Annotated in this window: 20 protein-coding genes and 1 pseudogene; 11 read left to right on the top strand and 10 right to left on the bottom strand. The window is 72.4% G+C overall.

What is annotated here, in order from left to right; genetic code table 11:
- Positions 1-4 precede the first annotated feature (4 nt).
- From VLJ82_RS02400 to mce, 4 genes are all read right to left on the bottom strand, one after another.
- Positions 5-1,276 (bottom strand): AI-2E family transporter, encoded by a 1,272-nt coding sequence (locus VLJ82_RS02400; protein ID WP_408661722.1) that lies wholly within the window; start codon positions 1,274-1,276, stop codon positions 5-7.
- Positions 1,273-2,193, bottom strand: a complete 921-nt coding sequence (locus tag VLJ82_RS02395) for a hypothetical protein (protein WP_408661721.1) — start codon at positions 2,191-2,193, stop codon at positions 1,273-1,275. The genes VLJ82_RS02400 and VLJ82_RS02395 overlap by 4 nt, the downstream gene beginning before the upstream one ends.
- Before the next feature lie 99 nt (positions 2,194-2,292).
- Positions 2,293-3,651: a crotonyl-CoA carboxylase/reductase gene (gene ccrA / locus VLJ82_RS02390; protein WP_408661720.1), complete on the bottom strand. Its 1,359-nt coding sequence runs from the start codon at positions 3,649-3,651 to the stop codon at positions 2,293-2,295.
- Positions 3,652-3,765: 114 nt separating this feature from the next.
- On the bottom strand, positions 3,766-4,179 hold the full coding sequence (mce, locus tag VLJ82_RS02385; RefSeq protein WP_408661719.1) for a methylmalonyl-CoA epimerase: 414 nt from the start codon (positions 4,177-4,179) through the stop codon (positions 3,766-3,768).
- 183 nt (positions 4,180-4,362) lie between these two features.
- Here mce and VLJ82_RS02380 point away from each other — a divergent pair, with 183 nt between their 5' ends.
- Together VLJ82_RS02380 and meaB are read left to right on the top strand one after the other, a co-directional pair.
- Entirely contained in the window at positions 4,363-5,598 is a 1,236-nt protein-coding gene (locus tag VLJ82_RS02380) for an acetyl-CoA C-acetyltransferase (protein ID WP_408661718.1), read from the top strand.
- Positions 5,599-5,601: 3 nt separating this feature from the next.
- Positions 5,602-6,591: a methylmalonyl Co-A mutase-associated GTPase MeaB gene (meaB, locus tag VLJ82_RS02375; protein WP_408661717.1), complete on the top strand. Its 990-nt coding sequence runs from the start codon at positions 5,602-5,604 to the stop codon at positions 6,589-6,591.
- A 32-nt stretch (positions 6,592-6,623) separates the two neighbouring features.
- On the opposite strand, the gene idi is transcribed toward meaB, so the two are convergent.
- Complete coding sequence (gene idi, locus VLJ82_RS02370; RefSeq protein ID WP_408661716.1) at positions 6,624-7,157, bottom strand: isopentenyl-diphosphate Delta-isomerase; 534 nt, start codon at positions 7,155-7,157, stop codon at positions 6,624-6,626.
- 503 nt (positions 7,158-7,660) lie between these two features.
- On the opposite strand from idi, the gene VLJ82_RS02365 reads away from it, so the two are divergent.
- From VLJ82_RS02365 to VLJ82_RS02330, 8 genes are all read left to right on the top strand, one after another.
- The gene (locus tag VLJ82_RS02365) at positions 7,661-8,635 is read left to right on the top strand and encodes a methyltransferase (RefSeq protein ID WP_408661715.1); all 975 of its coding nucleotides are present in this window, start codon (positions 7,661-7,663) and stop codon (positions 8,633-8,635) included.
- A gap of 61 nt (positions 8,636-8,696) precedes the next feature.
- Entirely contained in the window at positions 8,697-9,713 is a 1,017-nt protein-coding gene (locus VLJ82_RS02360) for a polyprenyl synthetase family protein (protein ID WP_408661714.1), read from the top strand.
- A gap of 37 nt (positions 9,714-9,750) precedes the next feature.
- A complete protein-coding gene (locus tag VLJ82_RS02355; protein WP_408661713.1) occupies positions 9,751-10,773 on the top strand; it encodes a UbiA family prenyltransferase in 1,023 nt (340 codons plus the stop codon).
- The gene (locus tag VLJ82_RS02350; protein WP_408661712.1) at positions 10,766-12,496 is read left to right on the top strand and encodes a prenyltransferase/squalene oxidase repeat-containing protein; all 1,731 of its coding nucleotides are present in this window, start codon (positions 10,766-10,768) and stop codon (positions 12,494-12,496) included. The genes VLJ82_RS02355 and VLJ82_RS02350 overlap by 8 nt, the downstream gene beginning before the upstream one ends.
- Positions 12,493-13,503 carry an aminotransferase class I/II-fold pyridoxal phosphate-dependent enzyme gene (locus VLJ82_RS02345; protein ID WP_408661711.1) on the top strand — a complete coding sequence of 337 codons (1,011 nt, stop codon included), beginning with the start codon at positions 12,493-12,495 and terminating at the stop codon, positions 13,501-13,503. Before VLJ82_RS02350 ends, VLJ82_RS02345 begins: the two co-directional genes overlap by 4 nt.
- Positions 13,500-14,711 carry a nucleotide disphospho-sugar-binding domain-containing protein gene (locus VLJ82_RS02340; RefSeq protein ID WP_408661710.1) on the top strand — a complete coding sequence of 404 codons (1,212 nt, stop codon included), beginning with the start codon at positions 13,500-13,502 and terminating at the stop codon, positions 14,709-14,711. Before VLJ82_RS02345 ends, VLJ82_RS02340 begins: the two co-directional genes overlap by 4 nt.
- The gene (locus VLJ82_RS02335) at positions 14,708-15,895 is read left to right on the top strand and encodes a cytochrome P450 (protein ID WP_408661709.1); all 1,188 of its coding nucleotides are present in this window, start codon (positions 14,708-14,710) and stop codon (positions 15,893-15,895) included. Before VLJ82_RS02340 ends, VLJ82_RS02335 begins: the two co-directional genes overlap by 4 nt.
- Entirely contained in the window at positions 15,886-17,247 is a 1,362-nt protein-coding gene (locus VLJ82_RS02330; protein ID WP_408661708.1) for an FAD-dependent oxidoreductase, read from the top strand. Before VLJ82_RS02335 ends, VLJ82_RS02330 begins: the two co-directional genes overlap by 10 nt.
- 21 nt (positions 17,248-17,268) lie before the next feature.
- Here the strand turns inward: VLJ82_RS02330 and VLJ82_RS02325 are convergent, their stop codons facing one another.
- The 4 genes from VLJ82_RS02325 to VLJ82_RS02310 all read right to left on the bottom strand — a co-directional run bounded on the left by VLJ82_RS02325 (position 17,269) and on the right by VLJ82_RS02310 (position 20,591).
- Positions 17,269-17,580: a contact-dependent growth inhibition system immunity protein gene (locus VLJ82_RS02325; protein WP_408661707.1), complete on the bottom strand. Its 312-nt coding sequence runs from the start codon at positions 17,578-17,580 to the stop codon at positions 17,269-17,271.
- Positions 17,581-17,607: 27 nt separating this feature from the next.
- A complete protein-coding gene (locus VLJ82_RS02320; protein WP_408661706.1) occupies positions 17,608-17,919 on the bottom strand; it encodes a contact-dependent growth inhibition system immunity protein in 312 nt (103 codons plus the stop codon).
- Positions 17,916-19,019 carry an RNase A-like domain-containing protein gene (locus VLJ82_RS02315; protein WP_408661705.1) on the bottom strand — a complete coding sequence of 368 codons (1,104 nt, stop codon included), beginning with the start codon at positions 19,017-19,019 and terminating at the stop codon, positions 17,916-17,918. Before VLJ82_RS02315 ends, VLJ82_RS02320 begins: the two co-directional genes overlap by 4 nt.
- A 378-nt stretch (positions 19,020-19,397) precedes the next feature.
- The gene (locus VLJ82_RS02310; protein ID WP_408661704.1) at positions 19,398-20,591 is read right to left on the bottom strand and encodes an acyl-CoA dehydrogenase family protein; all 1,194 of its coding nucleotides are present in this window, start codon (positions 20,589-20,591) and stop codon (positions 19,398-19,400) included.
- Between the two features lie 77 nt (positions 20,592-20,668).
- Here VLJ82_RS02310 and VLJ82_RS02305 point away from each other — a divergent pair, with 77 nt between their 5' ends.
- On the top strand, positions 20,669-21,184 hold the full coding sequence (locus VLJ82_RS02305) for a MarR family winged helix-turn-helix transcriptional regulator (protein WP_408661703.1): 516 nt from the start codon (positions 20,669-20,671) through the stop codon (positions 21,182-21,184).
- A 50-nt stretch (positions 21,185-21,234) separates the two neighbouring features.
- Here VLJ82_RS02305 and VLJ82_RS02300 read toward each other — a convergent pair.
- Positions 21,235-21,539, bottom strand: a pseudogene (locus VLJ82_RS02300) (LD-carboxypeptidase); the annotation flags it as partial.

Below are 21,539 nucleotides of genomic sequence, written 5' to 3'. Positions count from 1 at the left end.
CGGCTCAGCGGCTGGCCTGCCGGGGCAGCACCACCTCGCGCATGATCAGGGTGAGCACCGCGACCAGCGGGATCGAGATCAGGAAACCGATCACGCCCAGCACCGTGTAGCCGACCAGGGCTCCGACCAGCGCGCCGGCCGGGCTGATCCGGACCGACCGGTCCAGCACCCGGGGCAGCAGCAGCATCCGGGCCACCGCCTCGTAGGCGATGAAGAAGCCGATCACCCCGATGCCGGTCGGCACCGACTCCAGCAGCACGACGGTGGAGACCACCAGCGCGCCGAGCGCGGTGCCCAGCACCGGGGCCAGGTCCAGCACTGCCGCAATGAAGGCCAGCGCGAACGGGTAGGGCACCCCGACGATCCACAGGAACACCGCGGTGACGGCGCCGCGCACCAGCGCCAGGGTTACGGTGCCCACCACGTAGGCCCCGATCTGGGCCACGATCTTGTCCCCGATCCGGCTGACCCGGGGCCGCCGGGAGGCCGGCGTCAGCCGGTAGGCGAAGGCGGTGATGTCGCGCAGGTAGGCCAGGAAGTACAGCGTGAGGATGGCCACCGTGAAGACCTCGAAGATGGTCGAGGCCACCGTGCTGCCGACGCTGAGCAGGTTGCCCGCGACCTGCTGGATGACGGCCGAGCCCTCCAGCCGGTGTTGCACCGAGTCCAGCAGGCCGAACCGGCGGTCCAGCTCGGCGACCCGGCGGTTGTGCTGCAGGTCGGTGACGTAGCCGGGCAGGTGATGCAGGAAAGTGGCGGTCTGGTCGACCAGCGGCGGGACGACGGCCAGGCACATCCCGGTCAGGAACACCAGCGTGCCGACGAACACGATGGCCACCGACGGGCCGCGCTTGAGCCCGGCGGCCTCGATCCGGCGCACCGCCGGGTCCAGGCCGGCCGCCAGGAACAGCGACAGCCCCAGCAGCACCAAGGTGTCCTTGCCGTGCTCCAGCGCCCGGAACAGCAGGTAGGCCAGGCCAAAGCCGATCGCGGCGGTGAGGCCGAGCCGGAACGGGGAGTAGGTGGCAAACCCGCGCCGGGGGCGGCCGGTCAGCTGCTGCTGCAGGGACTGCTCGGCAGCCGGCGGCACTGCGCCCCACGCGGACGCCGGCCCCGACGCGGACGGCAGGACCAGCCCGGCGCCGGACGGGACCGGCTCGGCGGCGGCCTGGTCCGGCTCGGCCGGCGGGAGAGCCGGCTCGGCGGGGGACGGCGGGACCGGTCCGGCACCGGGCGGGGCCGGCTCAGCGGTGGACGGCAGAGCCGACTCGGTCACGAGGGCGCGGTGTCGGGCGCGGTGTCGGACAGAACGCCGCCGAGCCGCTCGTGCAGGGCCACCAGCTGCTGGTAGGTCCGCTGCCGCTCGGCCGCGAGCGCCTCGGCCCGCCGGTGGGCCTCGGCAACGATCTGCTCGGCGGTGTCGCGGGCTGCCTGGTGGTCGAGCTGGGCCTGCCGCTCGGCGGCGGTGCGCCGGGCTCGCAGGGTGATCTCGAAGTCCTCCTCGGCGGTGCGCAGCCGCTCGGCGGAGGCCCGTTCGGCCATCGCCCGGGCCGCGGCCGCCTCGTCGTCGAGCCGGGTGCGCTCGGCGGCGGCCGCCTCGGCGATGCTCGCCGCCGCGGCCTGCGCCTTGTCCAGCTCCGCGGTGGCCTGATCCAGGATCCGGTTGGCCTCGATCCGGGCCTGGGCCAGCTTCTGGTCGGCCTCCGCCGAGCGCTGGCTGGCCGCGGCGGTGAGCCGCTGCTGGGCGGCGGCGGCCTCGGCCCGGACCCCCTCGGCATCCGCCCGGGCGGCCGACAGCACCCGGTCGGCCTCTTCCTCGGCGGCCCGCCGGATGCCGGCCGCCTCCTCCTCGGCGGCCTGCCGGGTCTGCTCGGCCTCGTCGGTGGCCAGCTGCAGCATCTCCCGGATCCGGTCCGAGACGTGCACCACCGGGCTCGGTGCCTCGGCCGCCTTGGCGGCCTGTTGCTTGAGCGACTCGATGTAGGCCTCGCGGCTGGCCAGTTGCGCGGCCCGGTCGGCGCTGGTGGCCAGGGCGGCGTCGCGGGCGGCCTTCAGCTCCGCGATCTGGGCCTCGGCCCGGGACACATAGCCGTCCACCTGGCGCTTGTCGTAGCCGCGGATGCCGACATCGAAGATCGGCTCGTCCTCGTCGATCAACGGCAGGAGCTCGGTGCTGTTGTCTTCTGCTGCCATGCCACCATGGTTGCATGCCGGGCCCCGGCGTAGCTGCCGCGCAGCGTATCCGTTCCGGTTACCGAGCGTGGAGTCCGGGAGTTCGGAGGGGCAAACCGCTCAGGCGTTGCGGAACCGGTTGATCGCGTCCAGGTGCTTCGCGCGCAGTTCGGGTGCGGTGACGCCCTGCCCCTCGGCCTCGGCCAGGCACAGCACCCCGACCTTGCCCTGGTGGCTGTTGCGGTGCACGTCGTAGGCCGCCTGGCCGGTCTCGGCCAGCGGGTAGGCGCGCGACAGCGTCGGGTGGATGGCGCCCCGGGCGATCAGCCGGTTGGCCTCCCAGGACTCGCGGTAGTTGGCGAAGTGGGTGCCGACGATCCGCTTGAGGTTCATCCACAGGTAGCGGTTGTCGTACTCGTGCAGGAAGCCCGACGTGGAGGCACAGGTGACCACGGTGCCGCCCCGGCGCACCACGTAGACCGAGGCGCCGAAGGTCTCCCGGCCGGGGTGCTCGAAGACGATGTCGGGGTCGTCGCCGCCGGTCAGCTCCCGGATTCGGGCGCCCAGCCGCTTCCACTCCGACGGGTCCTGGGTGTGTTCGTCCTTCCAGAACCGGTAGCCCTCGGCCGACCGGTCGATGATCAGCTCGGCGCCCATCCGGCGGCACAGCTCCGCCTTGTCCGGCGAGGAGACCACGCAGACCGGGATCGCGCCGCCGTTGAGCGCGTACTGGGTGGCATAGCCGCCCAGCCCCCCGGAGGCGCCCCAGATCAGCACGATGTCGCCCTGCTTGAGGTTGGCGCCGTTGTGGCTGACCAGCTGCCGGTAGGCGGTGGAGTTGACCAGGCCGGGGGAGGCGGCCTCCTCCCAGGTCAGGTGCTCGGGCTTGGGCATCAGCTGGTTGGACTTGACCAGGGCCAGCTCGGCCAGCCCGCCGAAGTTGGTCTCGAAGCCCCAGATCCGCTGCTGCGGGTCGAGCATGGTGTCGTCGTGGCCCTGCGGCTCCTCCAGCTCCACCGACAGGCAGTGCGCCACCACCCGGTCGCCGACCTGCCAGCGGGATACCCCCGGACCGGTCCGCAGCACCACGCCGGCCAGGTCCGAGCCGACCACGTGGTAGGGCTGGTCGTGCTTGCGGGCGAGCTCGGAGCTGCGGCCGTAGCGCTTGAGGAACTCGAACGTCGACACCGGCTCGAAGATCGAGGTCCACACGGTGTTGTAGTTGATGGCGCTGGCCAGCACCGCGATCAGCGCCTCGCCGGGCCCCACCTCCGGGGTGGGCACCTCCTGCAGGTGCAGCGACTTGCGCGGGTCCTTGTCCCGGGTGGCGAGCCCGGCGAACATCCCCGCCTCGTCGGCGCGCACCACCACGCCGCGGTAGCTGTCGGGAACCGCCAGCCCGGCGAGTCCTGTCAGGGCGTCGGTACTGGCCTCGTTGACGGCGGCACGGATCTGGTCCACGGCGGATGTCCTCCCCATCGACGCAGGCTGCGGCGTTGCAGGCTGTGACGTTCGGTAGAGGAGGTTACTGACGGGTAGCGCTTTCACGCCGGATGGGGTGACCGGTTGCACACCGGCCGGCGTGTCACCGGACTACCGGGCCGGCTCCACCAGCTCGATCAGCACGCCGCCGGCGTCCTTGGGATGCACGAAGTTGATCTTCGAGCCCGCGGTGCCGCGCCGGGGCTCGTCGTAGAGCAGCCGCAGCCCGCGCTCGCGCAGCTCGGCCGAGGTCGCCGCCACGTCGTCGACGGTGTAGGCCAGCTGCTGCAGGCCGGGGCCGTTGCGGTCCAGGAACTTCGCGATGGTGGAGTCGGCATTCAGCGGCGCCAGCAACTGGATCCGGCTGCTGCCGTCGCCGACGGCCAGCATCGCCTCCCGGACGCCCTGCTCGGCGTTAACCTCCTCGTGCACGCTCACGATGCCGAAGGTGTCCCGGTAGAAGGCGATCGCCGCGTCGAGGTCGGCGACGGCGATTCCGACATGGTCGATCCGCAGGATGGTCATGGCTCATGGTGCGCCCTGGGCCGGGCGGCGGAGAAGGCGAACCGCCCCGGGGTGGCACGGTTCATAGCGCGACCGGCCCGGCAGCGGCTGTCAGCGGCCGGCCGGGTCGATATCCTGGCAGCTAGTACCGCGGCAGCTCGGGAACCCGAGCCGGCACCGCCCGCCGAAGCTGTAGGAGGCCACATGTCAGCAACCACCTCGGTGATCGTCGCCGGTGCCCGCACCCCGGTCGGCAAACTGCTCGGCTCCCTCAAGGACTTCTCCGGCACCGACCTCGGCGGGCTGGCCATCAAGGCCGCGCTGGAGCGCGCGGGCGTCGCCCCGGAGCAGGTGCAGTACGTGATCATGGGCCAGGTGCTCACCGCCGGCGCCGGCCAGATCCCGGCCCGGCAGGCCGCCCACAAGGCCGGCATCCCGCTGAGCGTCCCGGCGCTGACCATCAACAAGGTGTGCCTGTCCGGCATCGACGCCATCGCACTGGCCGACCAGCTGATCCGGGCCGGCGAGTTCGAGGTGGTGGTGGCCGGCGGCCAGGAGTCGATGAGCCAGGCGCCGCACCTGCTGCCCAAGTCCCGCGAGGGCTTCAAGTACGGCACCGTCGAGATGACCGACCACATGGCCTACGACGGCCTGTGGGACGTGCTCACCACCCAGGCGATGGGCGCGCTGACCGAGGCCGCCAACACCGGTGACCAGGAGTTCAGCCGGGCCGAGCAGGACGCCTTCGCCGCGCGCAGCCACCAGCTGGCCGCCGAGGGCTGGAAGAACGGCATCTTCGACGACGAGGTGGTGCCGGTCTCGATCCCGCAGCGCAAGGGCGAGCCGCTGGAGTTCCGCACCGACGAGGGCGTGCGTGGTGACACCAGCGTCGAGGTGCTGGCCCGGCTGCGGCCGGCCTTCCGTCCGGACGGCACCATCACCGCGGGCTCGGCCTCGCCGATCTCCGACGGCGCCGCGGCGGTGGTGGTGATGAGCAAGGCCAAGGCCGAGGAGCTGGGCCTGAGCTGGCTGGCCGAGATCGGCGCGCACGGCGTGGTCGCCGGTCCCGACTCGAGCCTGCAGCACCAGCCTGCCAACGCGATCCGGGCGGCGGTGGCCAAGGAGGGCATCAGCGTGTCCGACCTGGACCTGATCGAGATCAACGAGGCGTTCGCCGCGGTGGGCCTGGCCTCGGTCAAGGAGCTGGGCGTGCCGGCCGACATCGTCAACGTCAACGGCGGCGCGATCGCCATCGGCCACCCGATCGGGATGTCCGGCGCCCGGATCGCCCTGCACCTGGCGCTGGAGCTGCAGCGCCGCGGCGGCGGGACCGGCGTGGCGGCGCTGTGCGGCGGCGGCGGGCAGGGCGACGCCCTGATCCTGCGCGTGCCACCCACCGCGGGCACCCGGAGCGAGGGCAGCCAGCACCCCGCGGCCTGATCGGTGGTCTCCGGACGGGCCACCCTGCGCGGCGCGAAGGCCGACATCGCCGGACTGGTGGAGCGGGCCAGGAACGCCGATCCGCGGTCGGTGGCCAGGCTGATCTCCCTGGTCGAGGACGGCTCGCCGGCGCTGCGCGAGGTCGCCGAGCGGTTGATGCCCTTCACCGGCCATGCCCGGGTGGTGGGCATCACCGGCTCGCCCGGAGTCGGCAAGTCGACCTCCACCTCGGCGCTGGTCGGCGCGCTGCGCGCGGCCGGCAAGCGGGTCGCGATCCTGGCGGTGGACCCGTCCTCGCCGTTCTCCGGTGGCGCGCTGCTCGGCGACCGGGTGCGGATGCAGGACCACGCCACCGACCCGGGGGTGTTCATCCGCTCGATGGCCACCCGCGGGCACCTCGGCGGGCTGGCCGCCGCCGCGCCCCAGGCGCTGCGGGTACTGGACGCGGTGGGCTGCGACGTGGTGCTGATCGAGACGGTCGGGGTCGGCCAGTCCGAGGTCGAGGTGGTGCAGCTGGCCGACACCACGGTGGTGCTGCTGGCGCCGGGCATGGGGGACGGCATCCAGGCGGCCAAGGCCGGCATCCTCGAGATCGCCGACGTGTTCGTGGTGAACAAGGCCGACCGGGACGGCGCCGATCAGGTCGCGCGCGACCTGCGCTACATGCTGTCGCTGGGCGGCAAGCACTCGACGGCCGGCGCCTGGCGCCCGCCGATCGTCAAGACGGTGGCCGCCCGCGCCGAGGGGGTGGACGACCTGGTGGCCGCCCTCGACAAGCACTGGAACTGGATGACGGCCACCGGTGAGCTGCCGCGCCGCCGGCAGGCCCGGGCCGGTGCCGAGATCGAGGCGATCGCGGTGGAGACGGTGCGCCGGCGGTTCTCCGAGATCCACGGCGCGGCGGCCCTGACCGAGCTGGCCGGCCGGGTGGCGGCCGGCCAGCTGGACCCGTACGCCGCCGCCGACGAGCTGGTCGGCTCGCTGCCGTCCTGAGCTGTCCCGATCGCAGAGGGTTCGTGCAGACCTCAGGCGGGCCGGCGCAGCCGCTCGATGCCGGGATGGCCAGCCAGCGCCTCCAGCTGCAGCAGGCACCACGGCGACAGCGGCGGGGTGCGCCCGGCCAGCACGTCCGCCCAGTCCACCCAGCTGCTCTGCTCGACCTCGGTGGGGCGCGGGGCCGGCTCGCTGCCGACCCGCACCCCGAACACCGGGCAGATCTCGTTCTCCACCACGCCGTCGAGCTCGGCGCGGTAGCGGAAGTCGGGCAGCAGCTCGACCACCTCGTCGGCGGACAGGCCCAGCTCGTAGTCCAGCCGGCGGTGCAGCGCCTGCTGGAAGGACTCCCCGGGCATCGGGTGCCCGCAGCAGCTGTTGGTCCAGACACCCGGCCAGGTCTGCTTGGACAGCGCCCGCCGAGTCAGCAGGAACCGGCCCTGCCGGTCGAAGACATAGGACGAGAAGGCCAGGTGCAGCGGCGTGTCGGCATGGTGCACGCTCGCCTTCGGGGCGGTGCCCACCACGGTGCCGGCCTCGTCCACCAGCACGATCAGCTCCGTCATGACCCACCTTCTGCCGTCCGGGCGACTGCCGCCGTCCGGATATCAGACCGCCCTGCCGCACTCTAGACCGGCGCGGCCACCGCCCACCGTCCCCGCTGGCCGCGCGGCCGTGCCCGCCGGCCGGCTACCGGCGACCGGACGTGGCCGAGCAGGTCTCGCGCGACGCATCCCGGTCCGATGGTCCCTGCGAGCACCGCGCGGCAGCGCTGGAAATATGCTCCCGCGAACCCTTTCCGCAGACTCCCGTCGCAGACACTTGCGCTTCGCCGGTCAGTCATCTGGTGCATCGGATGAACTATCAGCAATGATTATTCCTGTTGGCTAGCGCACGATTCCGACCTTGACCTAGTGTCTGCGCTACCCGCACGATTCAACACGATGCGCCGATGGGGGCTGTACCAGCACGCCAGCCGCCCGGCCATCGCGCCCCCGATCAGAAAGCCCGCCTGGTGCCCCCTCCCGACGCAGCAGTCTCGCCAGATGCCGCCACCCGGCTCCGCAGCATGGTCAACCTGGCGACCCCGTTCGCGATCCGGGTGGTGGCCTCGCTGCAGGTGGCCGACCAGCTGGCGGCCGGCGTCCACGACGTCAACGCGATCGCCGCGGCGGTGGGTGCCGACCCGGACGCGCTGGACCGGCTGCTGCGCTACCTGGTGCACCAGGGGGTGTTCACCGAGGACGGGAAAGGGCACTTCGACCTGACCGAGGTGAGCCGGGAGCTGCTCGACCGGAGCCCGGCCGGCATGGGTCGCTGGCTGGACCTGGAGAACATGGGCGGCCGGATGGACCTGGCCTACACCGGCCTGCTGCACTCGGTGCGTACCGGCGAGGTGGCCTATCCGGTCGTGCACGGCCTGACCTTCTGGGAGGACCTGGACGCCGAGGAGCACCGCCGCTTCATCGACGAGCTGATGGTGGTGCAGGGCAGCCGCACCTCGCCGCAGGTGGCCGAACTCTACGACTGGAGCGCAGTCACCGAGGTCTGCGATGTCGGCGGCGGCAGCGGCATCCTGCTGTCGGAACTGCTCGGCCGGCACCCGCACCTGCGGGGCACCCTGGTGGACCTGCCCAATTCGCCGGCGGTGGCCCGGCAGCTGTTCGCCGAGCGCGGTCTGACCGACCGGACCGAGATCGTCACCGGCAGCTTCTTCGACCCGCTGCCGGCCGGCCGGGACGTCTACACCATCTCGCGCGCCGTCACCGACTGGCCGGACGCCGAGGCCACCCGGGTGCTGCGCCGGATGGCGGAGGCGGCGGGCGTTGGCGGCCGGGTGCTGGTCATCGAGGTGCTGCCCACCGATCCGCAGGTGCCCTACGCCACCTCCTTCGACCTGGAGATGCTGGTGACCGTGGGCGGGCGGGAGCGGACCGGAGAGGACTTCGACGCGATCGCCGCGGACGCCGGCCTGGTGCCGGTCGGCGTCTACCGGGGCCGGCAGGGGCTGGTACTGCTGGAGTACGCATGTGCACCCCGCTGACCGGCCCGCGGCCAGCCCGGCCGGCCCAGCAGTCGACACCCCAGGCTGGAGGGATCAGGCCATGACCATCACCGGACGGGTTCCACCCGCCCTGCTCGACGACCTGGCGCACAGCCGCGCCGGTGCGCTGCTCTTCGACGCGCTGGCCGCCCGGTGGCCCTCGGACTCCGACGAGCTGAACAGCATCGCGCGCTACGCGCTGCTGCCGGCCGGCAAGTTCCTGCGTCCGGTGATGACCCTGACGGCGGCCGAGGCGGTCGGCGGCGAGCCGAGCCAGGTGCTGCCCGCGGCGCTGGCCATGGAGTACCTGCACGTAGCCACCCTGACCCACGACGACATCATCGACGGCGACCTGCTGCGCCGCGGGCGTCCCACCGTGCACGTCGCGCACGGCCTGGCGCACGCCATCGTGGCCGGCGACCACCTGATCTTCGCCGCCTTCACCGGCCTTGCCGAGTGCCGGGCGGCGGGGCTGCGCGATCCCGCGGTGGTGGAGTCGGTGGCGGTGCTGGCCGAGGCCGGCTCGGACCTGTGCCGGGGCCAGATGCTGGAGTCCCGGCTGGTCGGCGACATCACCGCCGACCCCGCGCTGTACCTGGAGATGGCGCGGCTCAAGACCGGCGCACTGTTCCGGGCGGTCTGCCAGATCGGCGCGCTGCTGGCCGGCGCGACCAGCGAGCAGGCCGCGGCGCTGGGCCGCTACGGCTCCTACCTCGGGGTGGCCTTCCAGATCCGCGACGACCTGATCCTGTTCGCCGACCCCGACGACACCGACAAGCCGACCGGCAGCGACCTGGCCAACGGCCGGCCGACCCTGCCGGTGCTGATGGCCTACCAGACGTCCGACGCCGACACCCGGCTGGCGCTGGCCGCAGCCCTGGCCCGCCGGTCGGCCGAGCCGGCCGAGTTCGACGAGTTCCGCTCGCTGCTGATGGCCACCGGCGCGCTGCAGGGCTGCCAGGACCACGCCACCGAATACGGCCGGCTGGCGTTGGACGAGCTGTCCGAGCTGCCCCCGTCGCAGAGCGTGGACCTGCTCACCGGGATCGTCCAGTGGGCGGTCACCACCCGGCCATGACCAGCACTTGCGTACTTCGGCCTCCCGGTCGGCTACGGTGAGCCGGCTGCGTACCCGGGCGACCGCGCACCTGCAGACCTGGCGGCTCTACACCCTGTGGTACGTCGGGTTCGTGGGCCTGGCCGGCGCGGGCCTGAGCCCGGGCCGGCACGAGGGCGTCCGGCTGGTCGCGGCCTGGGCGGTGCCCACCCTGGGCTGGCTCGGCGGGCACTACCTCAGCGACTACTTCGACCGCGACCTCGACGCCATCGCCAAGCCGCACCGGCCGATCCCGTCCGGCCGGCTGCTGGCCCGGACGGCGCTGGCCTGCGGGGTGCTGGCCATGGCCGCGGTGGCGGTGCTGGCGGTGCTCACCGGCTGGCGCACCAGCCTGATCGCGGTGCTGGCGGTGGCGGCGGTGCTCGCCTACGGCCTGCGGCTCAAGGCCGCCGGGATCGCCGGCAACCTGGTCCGCGGGGCGCTCGGGGCGCTGGCGCTGCTGTACGGGGCAGCCTGCGTGCCGCCGTTCGGCTGGTCGCAGCTGCTGCCGTTCGTCGCCGCGTTCTGGCTGCACGACACCTGCTCGAACCTGGTCGGCACGCTGCGTGACGTCGACGGCGACCGGGCCGGCGGGTACCGCACCCTGCCGGTCACCCACGGCACCGGCACCGGCGCCCGGGTCGCCCTCGGGCTCTACCTGGCCACCCTGGCCGCAGCCGGCTGGGGTGGGCTGGCCGCCCCCGCCGGCCGGACCGGCTGGTTCCTGCTGGCGCTGGCCGGGGTGGCGGCGGTGGGCCTGTCCGCCGTGCTGCCGCTGCTGCGGGCCGGCGAGCTCGCCGCCCGGGACGCGCTGCGCGCCCACGAGCTGCTGGTGCTGGAGCGGATGTGCCTGGCCGCGGCGGTCCTCGGCCTGGGACTGGGCGCGCTGCCGGCGGTGCTGCTGCTGGTGCCCGCGCTGGCCCTGACCTGGTGGTCGCAGCGGATGCTGCGATCCTGGTACGAATTCGGTGCCGGCCGGCCGCATCCCGAGCCGGCCGGCGCCACCCCGCCGAGCGTTCCGAAGGGAAATAGCTATGCCTGAGCTGGCCGAGCGGGCCGCGCACGCCGTCCGGTTGGGAGCCGAGGAGCTGTTCGGCCGGCAGCGCGACAACGGCGCCTTCGGCGACGACCCGCCGCCCTCGGTGCTGGGCACCGCCGGCGCGATCACCGCGCTGTGGTTCGCCGACCGGGCCAACTCCGCCGAGCTGATCGCGGGCGGCAGCCGGTGGCTGCGCTCGGTGCAGCAGCCCGACGGCGGCTGGGGCGGCGTGCTCGGTGCCGGCAGCGAGCCGGTTGCCACCGCGGTGGCCACGGCTGCCCTGCAGATCGTCGACCCCGGGGCCAGCACCGAGGCGATCGCGGCCGGCCGGGCCCGGCTGGAGCAGTTTGGCGGCATCACTGCGGTGACCGATCCGGCGGTGCTGCTGCTGTGCAAGACGTTCTACCTGCTGGCGGGGTTCCTGCAGCCGTCGGACATGCGCCGGCTGCCGCTAGAGATCGTGCTGTTCGACAAGGTGCGCCGGGAGCGGATCGGGTTCCGCACCGCGCCGTTCGCCGCGCTGGCACTGGCCCAGTCGGTCACCGACCCGGCCCCGGGGCTGCGCGGCCGGACCGCGCGGCTGGCCCGGGGCAAGGCGCTCGGGCTGCTGCGCGCGATCTACGAGCACGAGGGCCGGACCGGCGACTTCTCAGAAGACCCGTGGCCGGCCGCGCTGGTGTGCCTGAGCCTGGCCCGGGCCGGCCTGGCCCCGGACCTGGTGGCCGCCAGCGCCGGCTACCTGCGCCGCTCGGTGCGTCCCGACGGCTCCTGGGACGCGGTCAGCAACCTGGACCTGACCCGGTCCGGCTACGCGGTGACCGGGCTGGTGGCGGCCGGCTACGCCGGTGACCCACGGCTGGAGCAGGCCCGGCAGCTGTTTCACCGCTGCCAGCAGCAGCAGGAGTTCACGGTGCTGGCCTGCCCGCCGGGCGGCTGGAGCTTCTCCGGTGCCCGCGGCTGGCCGGTGACGCTGGAGTCCGCCGAGATCGTCGCCGCGCTCGCCGGGCTGCCGGGTGCGGCCACCGATCCGGTGCTGCGGACCGGGGTGCAGTGGTTGCGCGACCGGCAGGACAGCCGGGGCTCCTGGAGCCTGTGGGTGCGCAACACCAAGCTCGCCAACGACGGGCCGTGCCCTTCCATCACCAGCCAGGCGATCGTCGCGCTGCTGGACGCCGGGCTTGCGGCCGACAGTCCCGAGATCGGCAAGGCGGCGGCCTGGCTGGCCACCCAGCAGCGTCCGGACGGCACCTTCGACAACCTCTGGTACCGCGACTACACCACCGGCACCGCGGCGGTGCTGGCGGCACTGGCCCGGGCCGGCCGGGGTAGTGAGCCGGTGGCGGACCGAGCCCGGCAGTGGCTGGCGGGCACCCAGCGCCCGGACGGTTCGTGGGGCGACGGGGCGGACTCCGACAGCTCGGTGGAGGAGACCGCCTGGGCGCTGAACGCGCTGCTGGAGGCGGGCCTGGACCCCGCCTCGGACTCCGCCCGCCGGGCGGTGTCCTGGCTGGTGGACGCCCAGCTGCCCACCGGCGGCTGGCAGCCGAGCCGGATCTGTGCCTACATCCGCCACCACATGTACTACCCCAACGGCGCCATTACCCGGGGCCTGGCGCTGCGCGCGCTGGGGCTGTACTCGGAAAAGACCGAGCAGGCCGACGAGACCGCCGGCTCCGTCCCCGGCCCTGCAGTCAGCCCCGCCGTAAGTGAGGAGTCCGGTCGATGACCCGTCCGACGACCTATGTGACGGACCTGCACGACATGTCGATGAACGAGTCCCGGTTCGGCCCACTGCCCAGCGTGCGGGCGGCCGTCGAGCAGGGCGCGGCGCAGCTACACCGCTATCCCTCGCACACCGCGGCCGAGCTGGTCGCCGCGCTGGCTGGCCACTACGGCGTGTCGCCGGCCGAGGTGCTGGTCGGCCCGGGCTCGGCCGGCCTCACCCAGAACCTGATCGCCTCGCTCGGGCCGGAGCGCACCGAGGTGGTGTACCCGGCGCTGTCGTTCGAGGCCTACCCGCTGATGGTGATGAACACCTACTGCCGGCCGGTTCCGGTGCCGATGGCCGGCTACGGTCTCGACCTGGACGCGATGGCCGCGGCGATCACCGACAACACCCGGTGCGTGCTGGTCTGCAACCCGAACAACCCGACCGGTTCGGTGGTCGGCCGCGACGAGCTGACCGCCTTCCTGGACCGGGTGCCGGCAGACGTGCCGGTGTTCCTGGACGAGGCCTACCGGGAGTTCGTCACCGACCCGGACGCCGCCGACGGCATGCAGTTGCGGGCCGGCCGGGACAACGTGTGCGTGCTGCGCACCTTCTCCAAAGCCTACGGCCTGGCCACCCTGCGGGTCGGCTACGCGATCGTGGCAGCGGCCATCGCCCAGCAGGCCCGGATGACCAACATGGTGTATTACCCCGGCGGGCTGGCCCAGCTGGCCGCGGTGGCCGCGCTGGAGCCGGAGGCCGAGAAGCAGATGCAGGAACGGTGCGCCGAGTTCGCCGGCGTCCGGGCCCGGTTCGTCGAAGACCTGCGGGCCGCGGGACTGGACGTGCCCGACTCGCAGGGCAACTTCGTCTGGCTGCCGCTCGGTGCCGAGGCCGAGGACTTCGTCGCCCGCTGCCGGGCGGCGGGCATCCTGCTGCGGGCGCACCCCGGCCTCGGCGTGCGGGTCACCGTCGGCACCGACGAGGCCAACCAGCGGCTGCTGGGCGTGGTGGCTGCCGGATGAGGGTGCTGGTCACGAGCTGGGGCTGGCGGTCGCACTTCTATCCGCTGGTCCCGCTGGCCTGGGCGCTGCGCTCGGCCGGCCACGAGGTGCTCGTCGCCAGCCAACCGGGCATGACCGACGTCATCACCGGCGCAGGGCTGCCGGCGGTGGCGGTCGGCGAGGACCTGGACTTCGCCGAGGTGTTCTCCGGCAAGATCGGCCGGGTGGCCACCCGGGCCGAGCGGGCCCGCGGTGCGGCACCCGAGTCGGTGACCCCGGCGGTGACCCCTGACGGCGGGGTGGTCCGGTATGCCGCGGCCATGCTGCCCGATCTGGTCGCCTTCGGCCGGGAGTTCGGTCCGGACCTGGTGCTGTTCGAGCCGCAGAACCTGGCCGGTGCGGTCACCGCGGCCGCGCTCGGGGTGCCGGGCGTGCGCCAGCTCTGGGGCCCGGACGAGACCACCCAGCTCGACCTGGACCGGTCCTCGGTCCTCGGGCCGCTGGCCGAGCGGGTCGGGGTGGACCTGGCCGAGGTGCGCCAGGCCGGCGACCTGCTGCTCGACCCGTGCCCGCCGGGCATGCAGGTCCGGTTGGCGGCACCGTCCGAGCCGGTCCGGTTCGTGCCCTACAACGGCCCGACCGTGCTGCCGGACTGGCTGCGGCTGCCGCCTCCGGACAAGCCGCGGGTGTGCCTGACCTGGGGCACCATGATGGCCTCGCTGGGCCTGGACTCGAAGTTCGACCTGCCCGCGGTGATCGCCGAGCTGGCGGGCTTGGACGTCGAGCTGGTGCTGGCGCTGCACCCGGCCCAGCACGCGGGCCTGGGCGAGCTGCCGGACAACGTCCGGCTGCCCCGCTCGCCGCTGGCGCTGCAGCTGGTACTGCCCAGCTGCCAGGTGCTGATCCACCAGGGTGGGGCGGGCAGCATGATGACGGCGCTGGCCGCCGGGGTGCCGCAGGTCGTGGTGCCCCTGGTCTCGGACCAGCACTTCAACGCCGAGCGGCTGGTGGCCGTCGGCGCCGGGCTGAGCGTGCCGGACGGCGCGGCCGGCCCGGAGCAGGTCCGGCGGCTGGTGGCAGACCTGCTCGCCGGTACCCGGATACCGCACCGAGCGGCCGAGCTCGCCGGGCAGGTGGCGGCCATGCCGCCGCCGGCGCTCCTCGTGCCGGTCCTGGAACGGCTGTGCCGCACCACCCGAACCGGATCCCTGTCAGGAGCACCTCTGTGAGCCAACCGATGCCCAGCTACCCGCTGCCCCCGCCGCCCTCGATCTACGAGCCGCCGCCGGTGCTGGTGGACTTCCAGCGCAACCAGCCGGTGGTGAAGGTCCGGATGGCCGACGGCATCGAGGCCTACCTGGTCTCGCGCTATGCCGACGTCCGGCAGATCCTGGTGGACCGGCGCTTCAGCCGGGCGGCGGTGAAGGACCCGGGGGGCCCGGCCAAGGAGCTGGGGGAGCTGGAGACCGAGTCGCTGATCGGCATGGACCCGCCGCGGCACACCCGGCTGCGCAAGCTGGTGTCCTACGCCTTCACCCCGCGCCGGGTGGAGGAGCTGCGGCCCCGGATCGCCGAGCTGGTGGACGGGTTCCTGGACAAGATGCTGGTCGGGCCCGGCCCGGTCGACCTGGTGGCCGGCTTCTCCACCCCGCTGCCGGTGGCGGTGATCAGCGAGCTGTTCGGGATTCCAGAGGAGGAGCGCTGGAAGTGCAAGGAGTGGTCGGACACCATGATGGGCGACTGGCAGGTCGACCCGGAGGGCACCGCGGCCGCCGTGCAGGGCTTCAAGGAGCTGATCGACAGCCGCCGGGACAAGCCCGGCGATGACCTGCTGACCGCGCTGATCAAGGTCAACGTCGACTCCGACCGGCTCACCGACGAAGAACTGCTGATGGTCAGCATCGGGGTGATGATCGGCGGTCACGAGACCACCACCACCCAGATCAACCTGTTCGTGCTGACCCTGCTGCGCTTTCCCGAACAGCTGGCCGCGCTGCAGGCCGACCCGGGCAAGATCCCGGCCGCCGTCGAGGAGCTGAGCCGGTTCATCCAGCTCGGCGAGACCGGCGTGATGCTGCCCCGGGTCACCCTGGAGCCGGTCGAGCTGGGCGGCACCCTGATCCCGGCGGGTTCCACCGTGCTGCCGGCTTTCATGGTGGCCAACCGGGACGAGCTGATGTTCACCGAGCCGGACGGGCTGAAGCTGGACCGCCCGGCCAACCCGCACCTGGCCTTCGGTGCCGGGGTGCACCACTGCCTCGGCGCGCAGCTGGCCCGGGTGGAGCTGCAGGAGGCGATGAAGGGGCTGCTGGCCCGGATGCCCAACCTGCGGCTGGCGGTGCCGGAGTCGGAGCTGCGCTACACCCAGGGCCTGGTGGTCCGCCGGCTGGAGGAACTCCCGCTGTGGTGGTGAACTCCTCCGACCGCTCCTGCGCGGTGGTGATCGGGGCCGGCATCGCCGGGCTGTGCGCGGCCCGCGCCCTGGCCGACCGGTTTTCCCAGGTGGTGGTGCTCGACCGGGACGAGCTGCCGGATGCGGCGGTGCCGCGCCGCGGGGTGACCCAGGGCGGCCACGGCCACGTGCTGCTGGTCTCGGGCCAGCGGGCGCTGGGCGAGCTTTTCGAAGACCTGATGGACGAGCTGGTCGCCGCCGGCGGGGTGCGCTTCGACCCGGGGACGGGGCTGTCCTTCTATCGGTTCGGCTCGATCTGGCCGGCCGAGCCGTCGGAGCTGCGGCTGGTCACCTTCAGCCGGCCGCTGCTGGAGCTGGCGATCCGGCGCCGGGTGGCGGCGCTCTCCAACGTCAGCATCCGGGACTCGGTGTCGGTGGCCGGGCTGGAGGGCGTCGGGGGCCGGGTCACCGGGGCCCGGTTGGACGACGGTGAGCTGATCGAGACCGACCTGATCGTCGACTGCACCGGCCGGGGCGCCCGGTCCAACCACTGGCTGGCAGCCCTCGGGTTCCCAGCGCCGCGCACCAGCGAGGTCAAGGTCGGCGTCGGGTACGCCACCCGGTTCTACCGCCGCTCCCCGGGCGACCTGCTGCAGGGCTCGGCGGTGTTCTCGCTGCCCAGCCCGCCGGCCGAGAAGCGGGCCGGTCTCGCGCTGCCGGTGGAGGACGACCGGTGGCTGATCTCGCTGGGCGGCTGGCACGAGGACTTTCCGCGTGACCTGGCGGCCTTCGAGCGGCACGCCAAGAAGCTGCCGCATCCCGGCATCGCCCGGCTGCTGGAGCGCTGCGAGCCGCTCACCGAGCTCTCGGTGGTGCACTACCCGACCAGCCGGCGGCGCTACTTCGAGGAGCTGGCCGAGCTACCCGGCGGGTACCTGGCGCTGGGCGACGCGATCTGCAGCTTCAACCCGATCTACGGCCAGGGCATGACCTGCGCGGCGCTGGAGGCGGTGGAGTTGGGCAGGCTGCTCGACGGTGCCGCGGGTCCGGTGGATGCGGAGCTGTCCCGCCGGTACTACCAGCAGGCCGGGAGGATCGTGGCGACCCCGTGGCAGTTCGCGACCGGCGGGGACTTCAGCTATCCCGAGACCGGCGGCGAGCGCCCGCGCGGCATCCGGCTGAAGAACGCCTACGCCAAGCGAGTGCAGCTGGCCTCGATGGTCGACCCGCAGGTCCGGCGGACGTTCACCTCGGTGCAGCACCTGATCACCGACCCGGCCGAGCTGATGAAGCCGGCCATGGTGGTGCGGGTGCTGCGCGGTGCCCGCAAGGCGACGCGGCTGACCCGGGCGGGCGAGCCCGCCTCGGTCTGAGCCGAAATTGGCGGCGGGCGCTCAGGCAGCCGGAGCCTTGTGCAGGTGCTTCTCGACGTAGTCCGCGACGGCTACCAACCAGGCGCGGTAGCTGTCCCAGCCACCCCCGGGCGGATAGTAGACCGCGCCGAGTTGATCAAACCGCTGCTCGATTTCCTGCTCGGTGGCACATTCGCCGAGCAGCTGCTGCATGTCAGCGTTGAAGCGGGGCGCCCAGTCCGGTTGGCCATCGATGAAGTCGTCCACGGCATGCCAGAGGTCGGAGTAGTCGTCCTTCCAATCCTCGTGGAGGTAGCAGTCAAGCAACGTTTGCAGCGCCTCTAGCCGCTTCATTCGATCACCCTTGCAGTGTCGTTCCGTTCAGGCAGCCGGAGCCTTGTGCAGGTGCTTCTCGACGTAGTCCGCGACGGCTACCAACCAGGCGCGGTAGCTGTCCCAGCCACCCCCGGGCGGGTAGTAGACCGCGCCGAGTTGATCAAACCGCTGCTCGATTTCCTGCTCGGTGGCACATTCGCCGAGCAGCTGCTGCACGTCAGCATTGAAGCGGGGCGCCCAATCCGGTTCGCCGTCAATAAAGTCGTCCACGGCATGCCAGAGGTCGGGGTAGTCGTCCTTCCAATCCTCGTGGAGGTAGCCCCCGAGAAATTGGTACAAGGCTGGAAACTGCTTCATTCGATCACCATAGCCGTGTGGATTCGGAATCCTGTCACCATTAACGGGCTGCGCTTGACGATCACCCTCATGCCGCTGGCATGTACCAGTGTGCCGGTCGCCCGGGGGATCACGACACCGACCGGTCGGGTTATCGTCGACTCCAGTATCAAGGTCGTGACCTTGCCTGTCAGCCAGCGGTCCAGCGTCACACCGTGCTCCTTGAACGTCCAGCTGATGCCGGACTCCGCAGTCTGGCGGTCGTAGAACGTAGAGGCGGCCGTGAGATCTGGCTCGGTGGCCAGCCGGTTGCGCAGGAATTGCTCGCTCTTGCCGACGTGCTTGGCCAGGGTGTGGCCGCCGTCCAGTCCTTCGTGGACCATCAGCCCGCCGCCGGGAACCAGATGGGTCACCTTCGCAGCCGTCCGCAGCCCACGCACGGCGCCGCCTCCGACGGGAACGGCCGCCGCGAGGTCCATGCCGAGGTTGCCGGCGCTGACCTGCTCACCCTGCTCGCGCCGCGCGGAGTCCACCGCCAGTTGGGCGACAGCGAGCACCGTTGCCGCAGTCAGGCAGGCCGCCCCGACTGCGGGGCAGACGAACAGCAGGCCCACTCCGAGGGCGGTCAACCCGAGGTTGAGAGAGCCGAGGCAGGCCGAGATGTTGGCCAGGGATGGATGCAGCACCGCCCGTTCGAAGGGACTGAGCGCGGCCCCGACGACCCCCGCGACGTGGTGGCCGAACGCGGCGAAGCCGTGCCGATCCCGGGTCGGATCGCTCTCGTCAGCCTGTGACAGCGCGGCGATACAGCGGTCCAGCGCGTCGGCCCACCGGTCGTAACCGGCTTTGAACGTGCTGGCGAGCGGCAACAGGTCCGCCGCCGTCGGCCGGGTGGTCTCCGCCGAGCCGAGCGTCCCGGGACATCGACCTGCGACGTCCTCATAGCGCTGTCGCAACCGGTTGCGAGTGACGACCAGCAGCGGTGCGGTCTCGTCCAGGACGCTGGCATAGCAGTTCAGCGCACCGGCGTAGTGCTCGTAACGCTCGGCGGTAGCCGTGATCGAAGGCGCGGAGGCCCGAAGCTGCTCGACGAACGCTCGATGTGCCACGCCGCGCCACATCGGGGTCTCGGTGCAGGACAGCAGGCTTTCCGCGACCCGGCGCAGGTCAGCGGCCCGGGCGTCCGACCGGCGGGCAGCCGACCGCAGCTGTACCGGATCGCCGGCCGGCATCCGCTGGCTCAGGCAGGTTCGAGCCGCCTGCAGCCCGTCGCCGGGCAGTTCGAACCGGCTAGTCGCCATGGCAGCCGCACCCGGACTTGCCAGCCATCTCCCGCATGGGGGAGCACGTTAGGCAATCGGGCCGACTGGTGCGCTGAGTTATCCACAGGCCTGCTCAGTGCGGCCACCCATCCACAGCCCCACTCAGTGCGGCCACCCATCCACAGCCGGCTTCAGTGCGGCCGGTCATCTCCAGAGCCGGCTAGCACCCCCGCGCCCTCAGCGGTAGGAGGAGAACCCGGTGAGCCGCTCGCCCAGCACCAGGGTGTGCACCTCGTGGGTGCCCTCGTAGGTGTAGACGGTCTCCAGGTTCACCGCGTGCCGCAGCGGCGAGTACTCGGTGGTGATGCCGGAGCCGCCCAGGATGCTGCGCGCCTCCCGGCACACCTCCAGAGCGGCCCGGACGTTGGAGAACTTGCCGAAGCTGACCTGGTGCGGCTGGATCCGGTGGGCGTCCTTGAGCTCGGCCAGCCGGCGGGCCACCAGCTGCATGGTGTTCACCGTCACCGCGAGTTCGGCGAGCTTGCGCTGGGTCAGCTGGAAGGACGAGATCGGCCGGCTGAACTGGACCCGGCTGTTGGCGTAGTCCAGCGCGCTGGTCAGCGAGTCCCGGGCCGCGCCCACCACGCCCGCGATGATGCCGAACCGGGCTTCGGTCAGGCACCCCAGCGGCGCCCGCAGCCCGCGCGCCTCCGGCAGCTGGGCACTGGCCGGCAGCCGTACCTCGTCCAGGCTGAGCTCGGAGGTGATCGAGGCGCGCAGCGAGATCTTGTGGTGCACGTCGGAGCTGGTGAAGCCGGGAGTGCCCTTCTCCACCAGGAAACCGCGGATGCCGTCCTCGGTACGCGCCCACACCACCGCGACGTCGGAGATCGAGCCGTTGGTGATCCACATCTTCGACCCGTGCAGGATCCAGTCGTCCCCGTCGCGGCGTGCGTAGGTGCGCATCGAGGCCGGGTCCGAGCCGGCGTCGGACTCGGTCAGCCCGAAGCAGCCGATCGCTTCGCCGCGGGCCATCCGGGGCAGCCATTCCTGCTTCTGCTGCTCGCTGCCGTAGGCGTGGATGGCATACATCGCCAGTGACCCCTGCACGCTCACCAGCGACCGCAGCCCGGAGTCGACCGCTTCGATCTCGGTGCAGGCCAGCGCGTACTGGCTGGCCTTGGCGCCGGGGCAGTCGTAGCCGGACAGGTGCATGCCGAGCACGCCCAGCTTGCCGAACTCCAGCGCCAGGTCGCGGGCCGGCAGGGTGCCGGCCTCGAACCACTCGGCGATGTGCGGACGCAGCTGCTCGGTGGCGAACCGCCGCACGGTGTCGCGCAGCAGCCGGTCCTCGCCGTCGAGGGTGTCGTCGAGGTCCAGCAGGTCCACCCGGTCCAGGGCGTCGAAGTCGGGCTGGGGTGCGAGCGTCATGAGGTCACGATAGTCCTCGGCAGCCCCGTCCCGGTTGCCCTGCGGGCCCGGTGTGGGCTAGTCGTTAGGCTTATCGCATGTCCGGACCGCTGCCCTTCGACCCGGTCGAGCGCGCCAGCGACTCCTGGGCCAAGCACTACCCGGACGCCGGCGAGCAGGTCTATGCCGCGATGCGCGCGGTGACCTCGATCATGCGGGCCCAGCAGATCCTGATCGCCGGCCTGGACGCGGCGCTGCGCCCGTTCGGGCTGACCTTCGCCCGCTACGAGGCGCTGGTGCTGCTGACCTTCTCATCCACCGGCGCGCTGCCGCTGTCCAAGATCGGTGAGCGGCTGCAGGTGCACGCCACCAGCGTGACCAACCTGATCGACCGGCTGGAGGCCTCCGGAATGGTCCGGCGTGAGCCGAACCCGCGCGACGGCCGGGGCACCCTGGCGGTACTGACCGACGAGGGCCGCCGGATCGCCGACGCCGCCACCCGGGAACTGCACAAGAACCGGTTCGGGCTGGAAGGCCTGTCGGCCGAGGACCTGGACGGCCTGTTCGCCTCGCTGCGCCGGCTGCGGGTCGAGGCCGGCGACTTCGAGGTCTGACCCCGCGCTGGCTGAACCCCCGCACTGTCCGAGCCCCGCGCTGGCAGACCTCAGCTGACCGCGGCCTCCGGAATGCTCAGCCGGCGCCGCACCGGGTCGACCAGCAGCTGCCGTCCCAGCGGCAGCACGCCCATCGGGGAGGAGTGCCCGTAGTCCAGGTTCGCCACGAACGGCAGGTCCGGCCGGCCGGCCACCGCCAGCTCCTCGCAGACCGCCTCGTACAGGGCCAGCGTCTCGCGCAGCGACATCCCCTCCGGCCGGGAGAACAGCAGGGCCGACAGCCGCGCCACGATGCCGAGCGCAACGAACTGGCGCAGCCACGCCCGCACCTGCAGCTGCGGCGGCCGCTCGTTGG

The organism is Jatrophihabitans sp., assembly GCF_035474675.1.
Taxonomy (GTDB): Bacteria; Actinomycetota; Actinomycetes; order Mycobacteriales; family Jatrophihabitantaceae; genus Jatrophihabitans_A.
The sequence above is the reverse complement of the archived record's forward strand: the minus strand, read 5'-3'. Positions and strand labels throughout refer to the sequence as shown.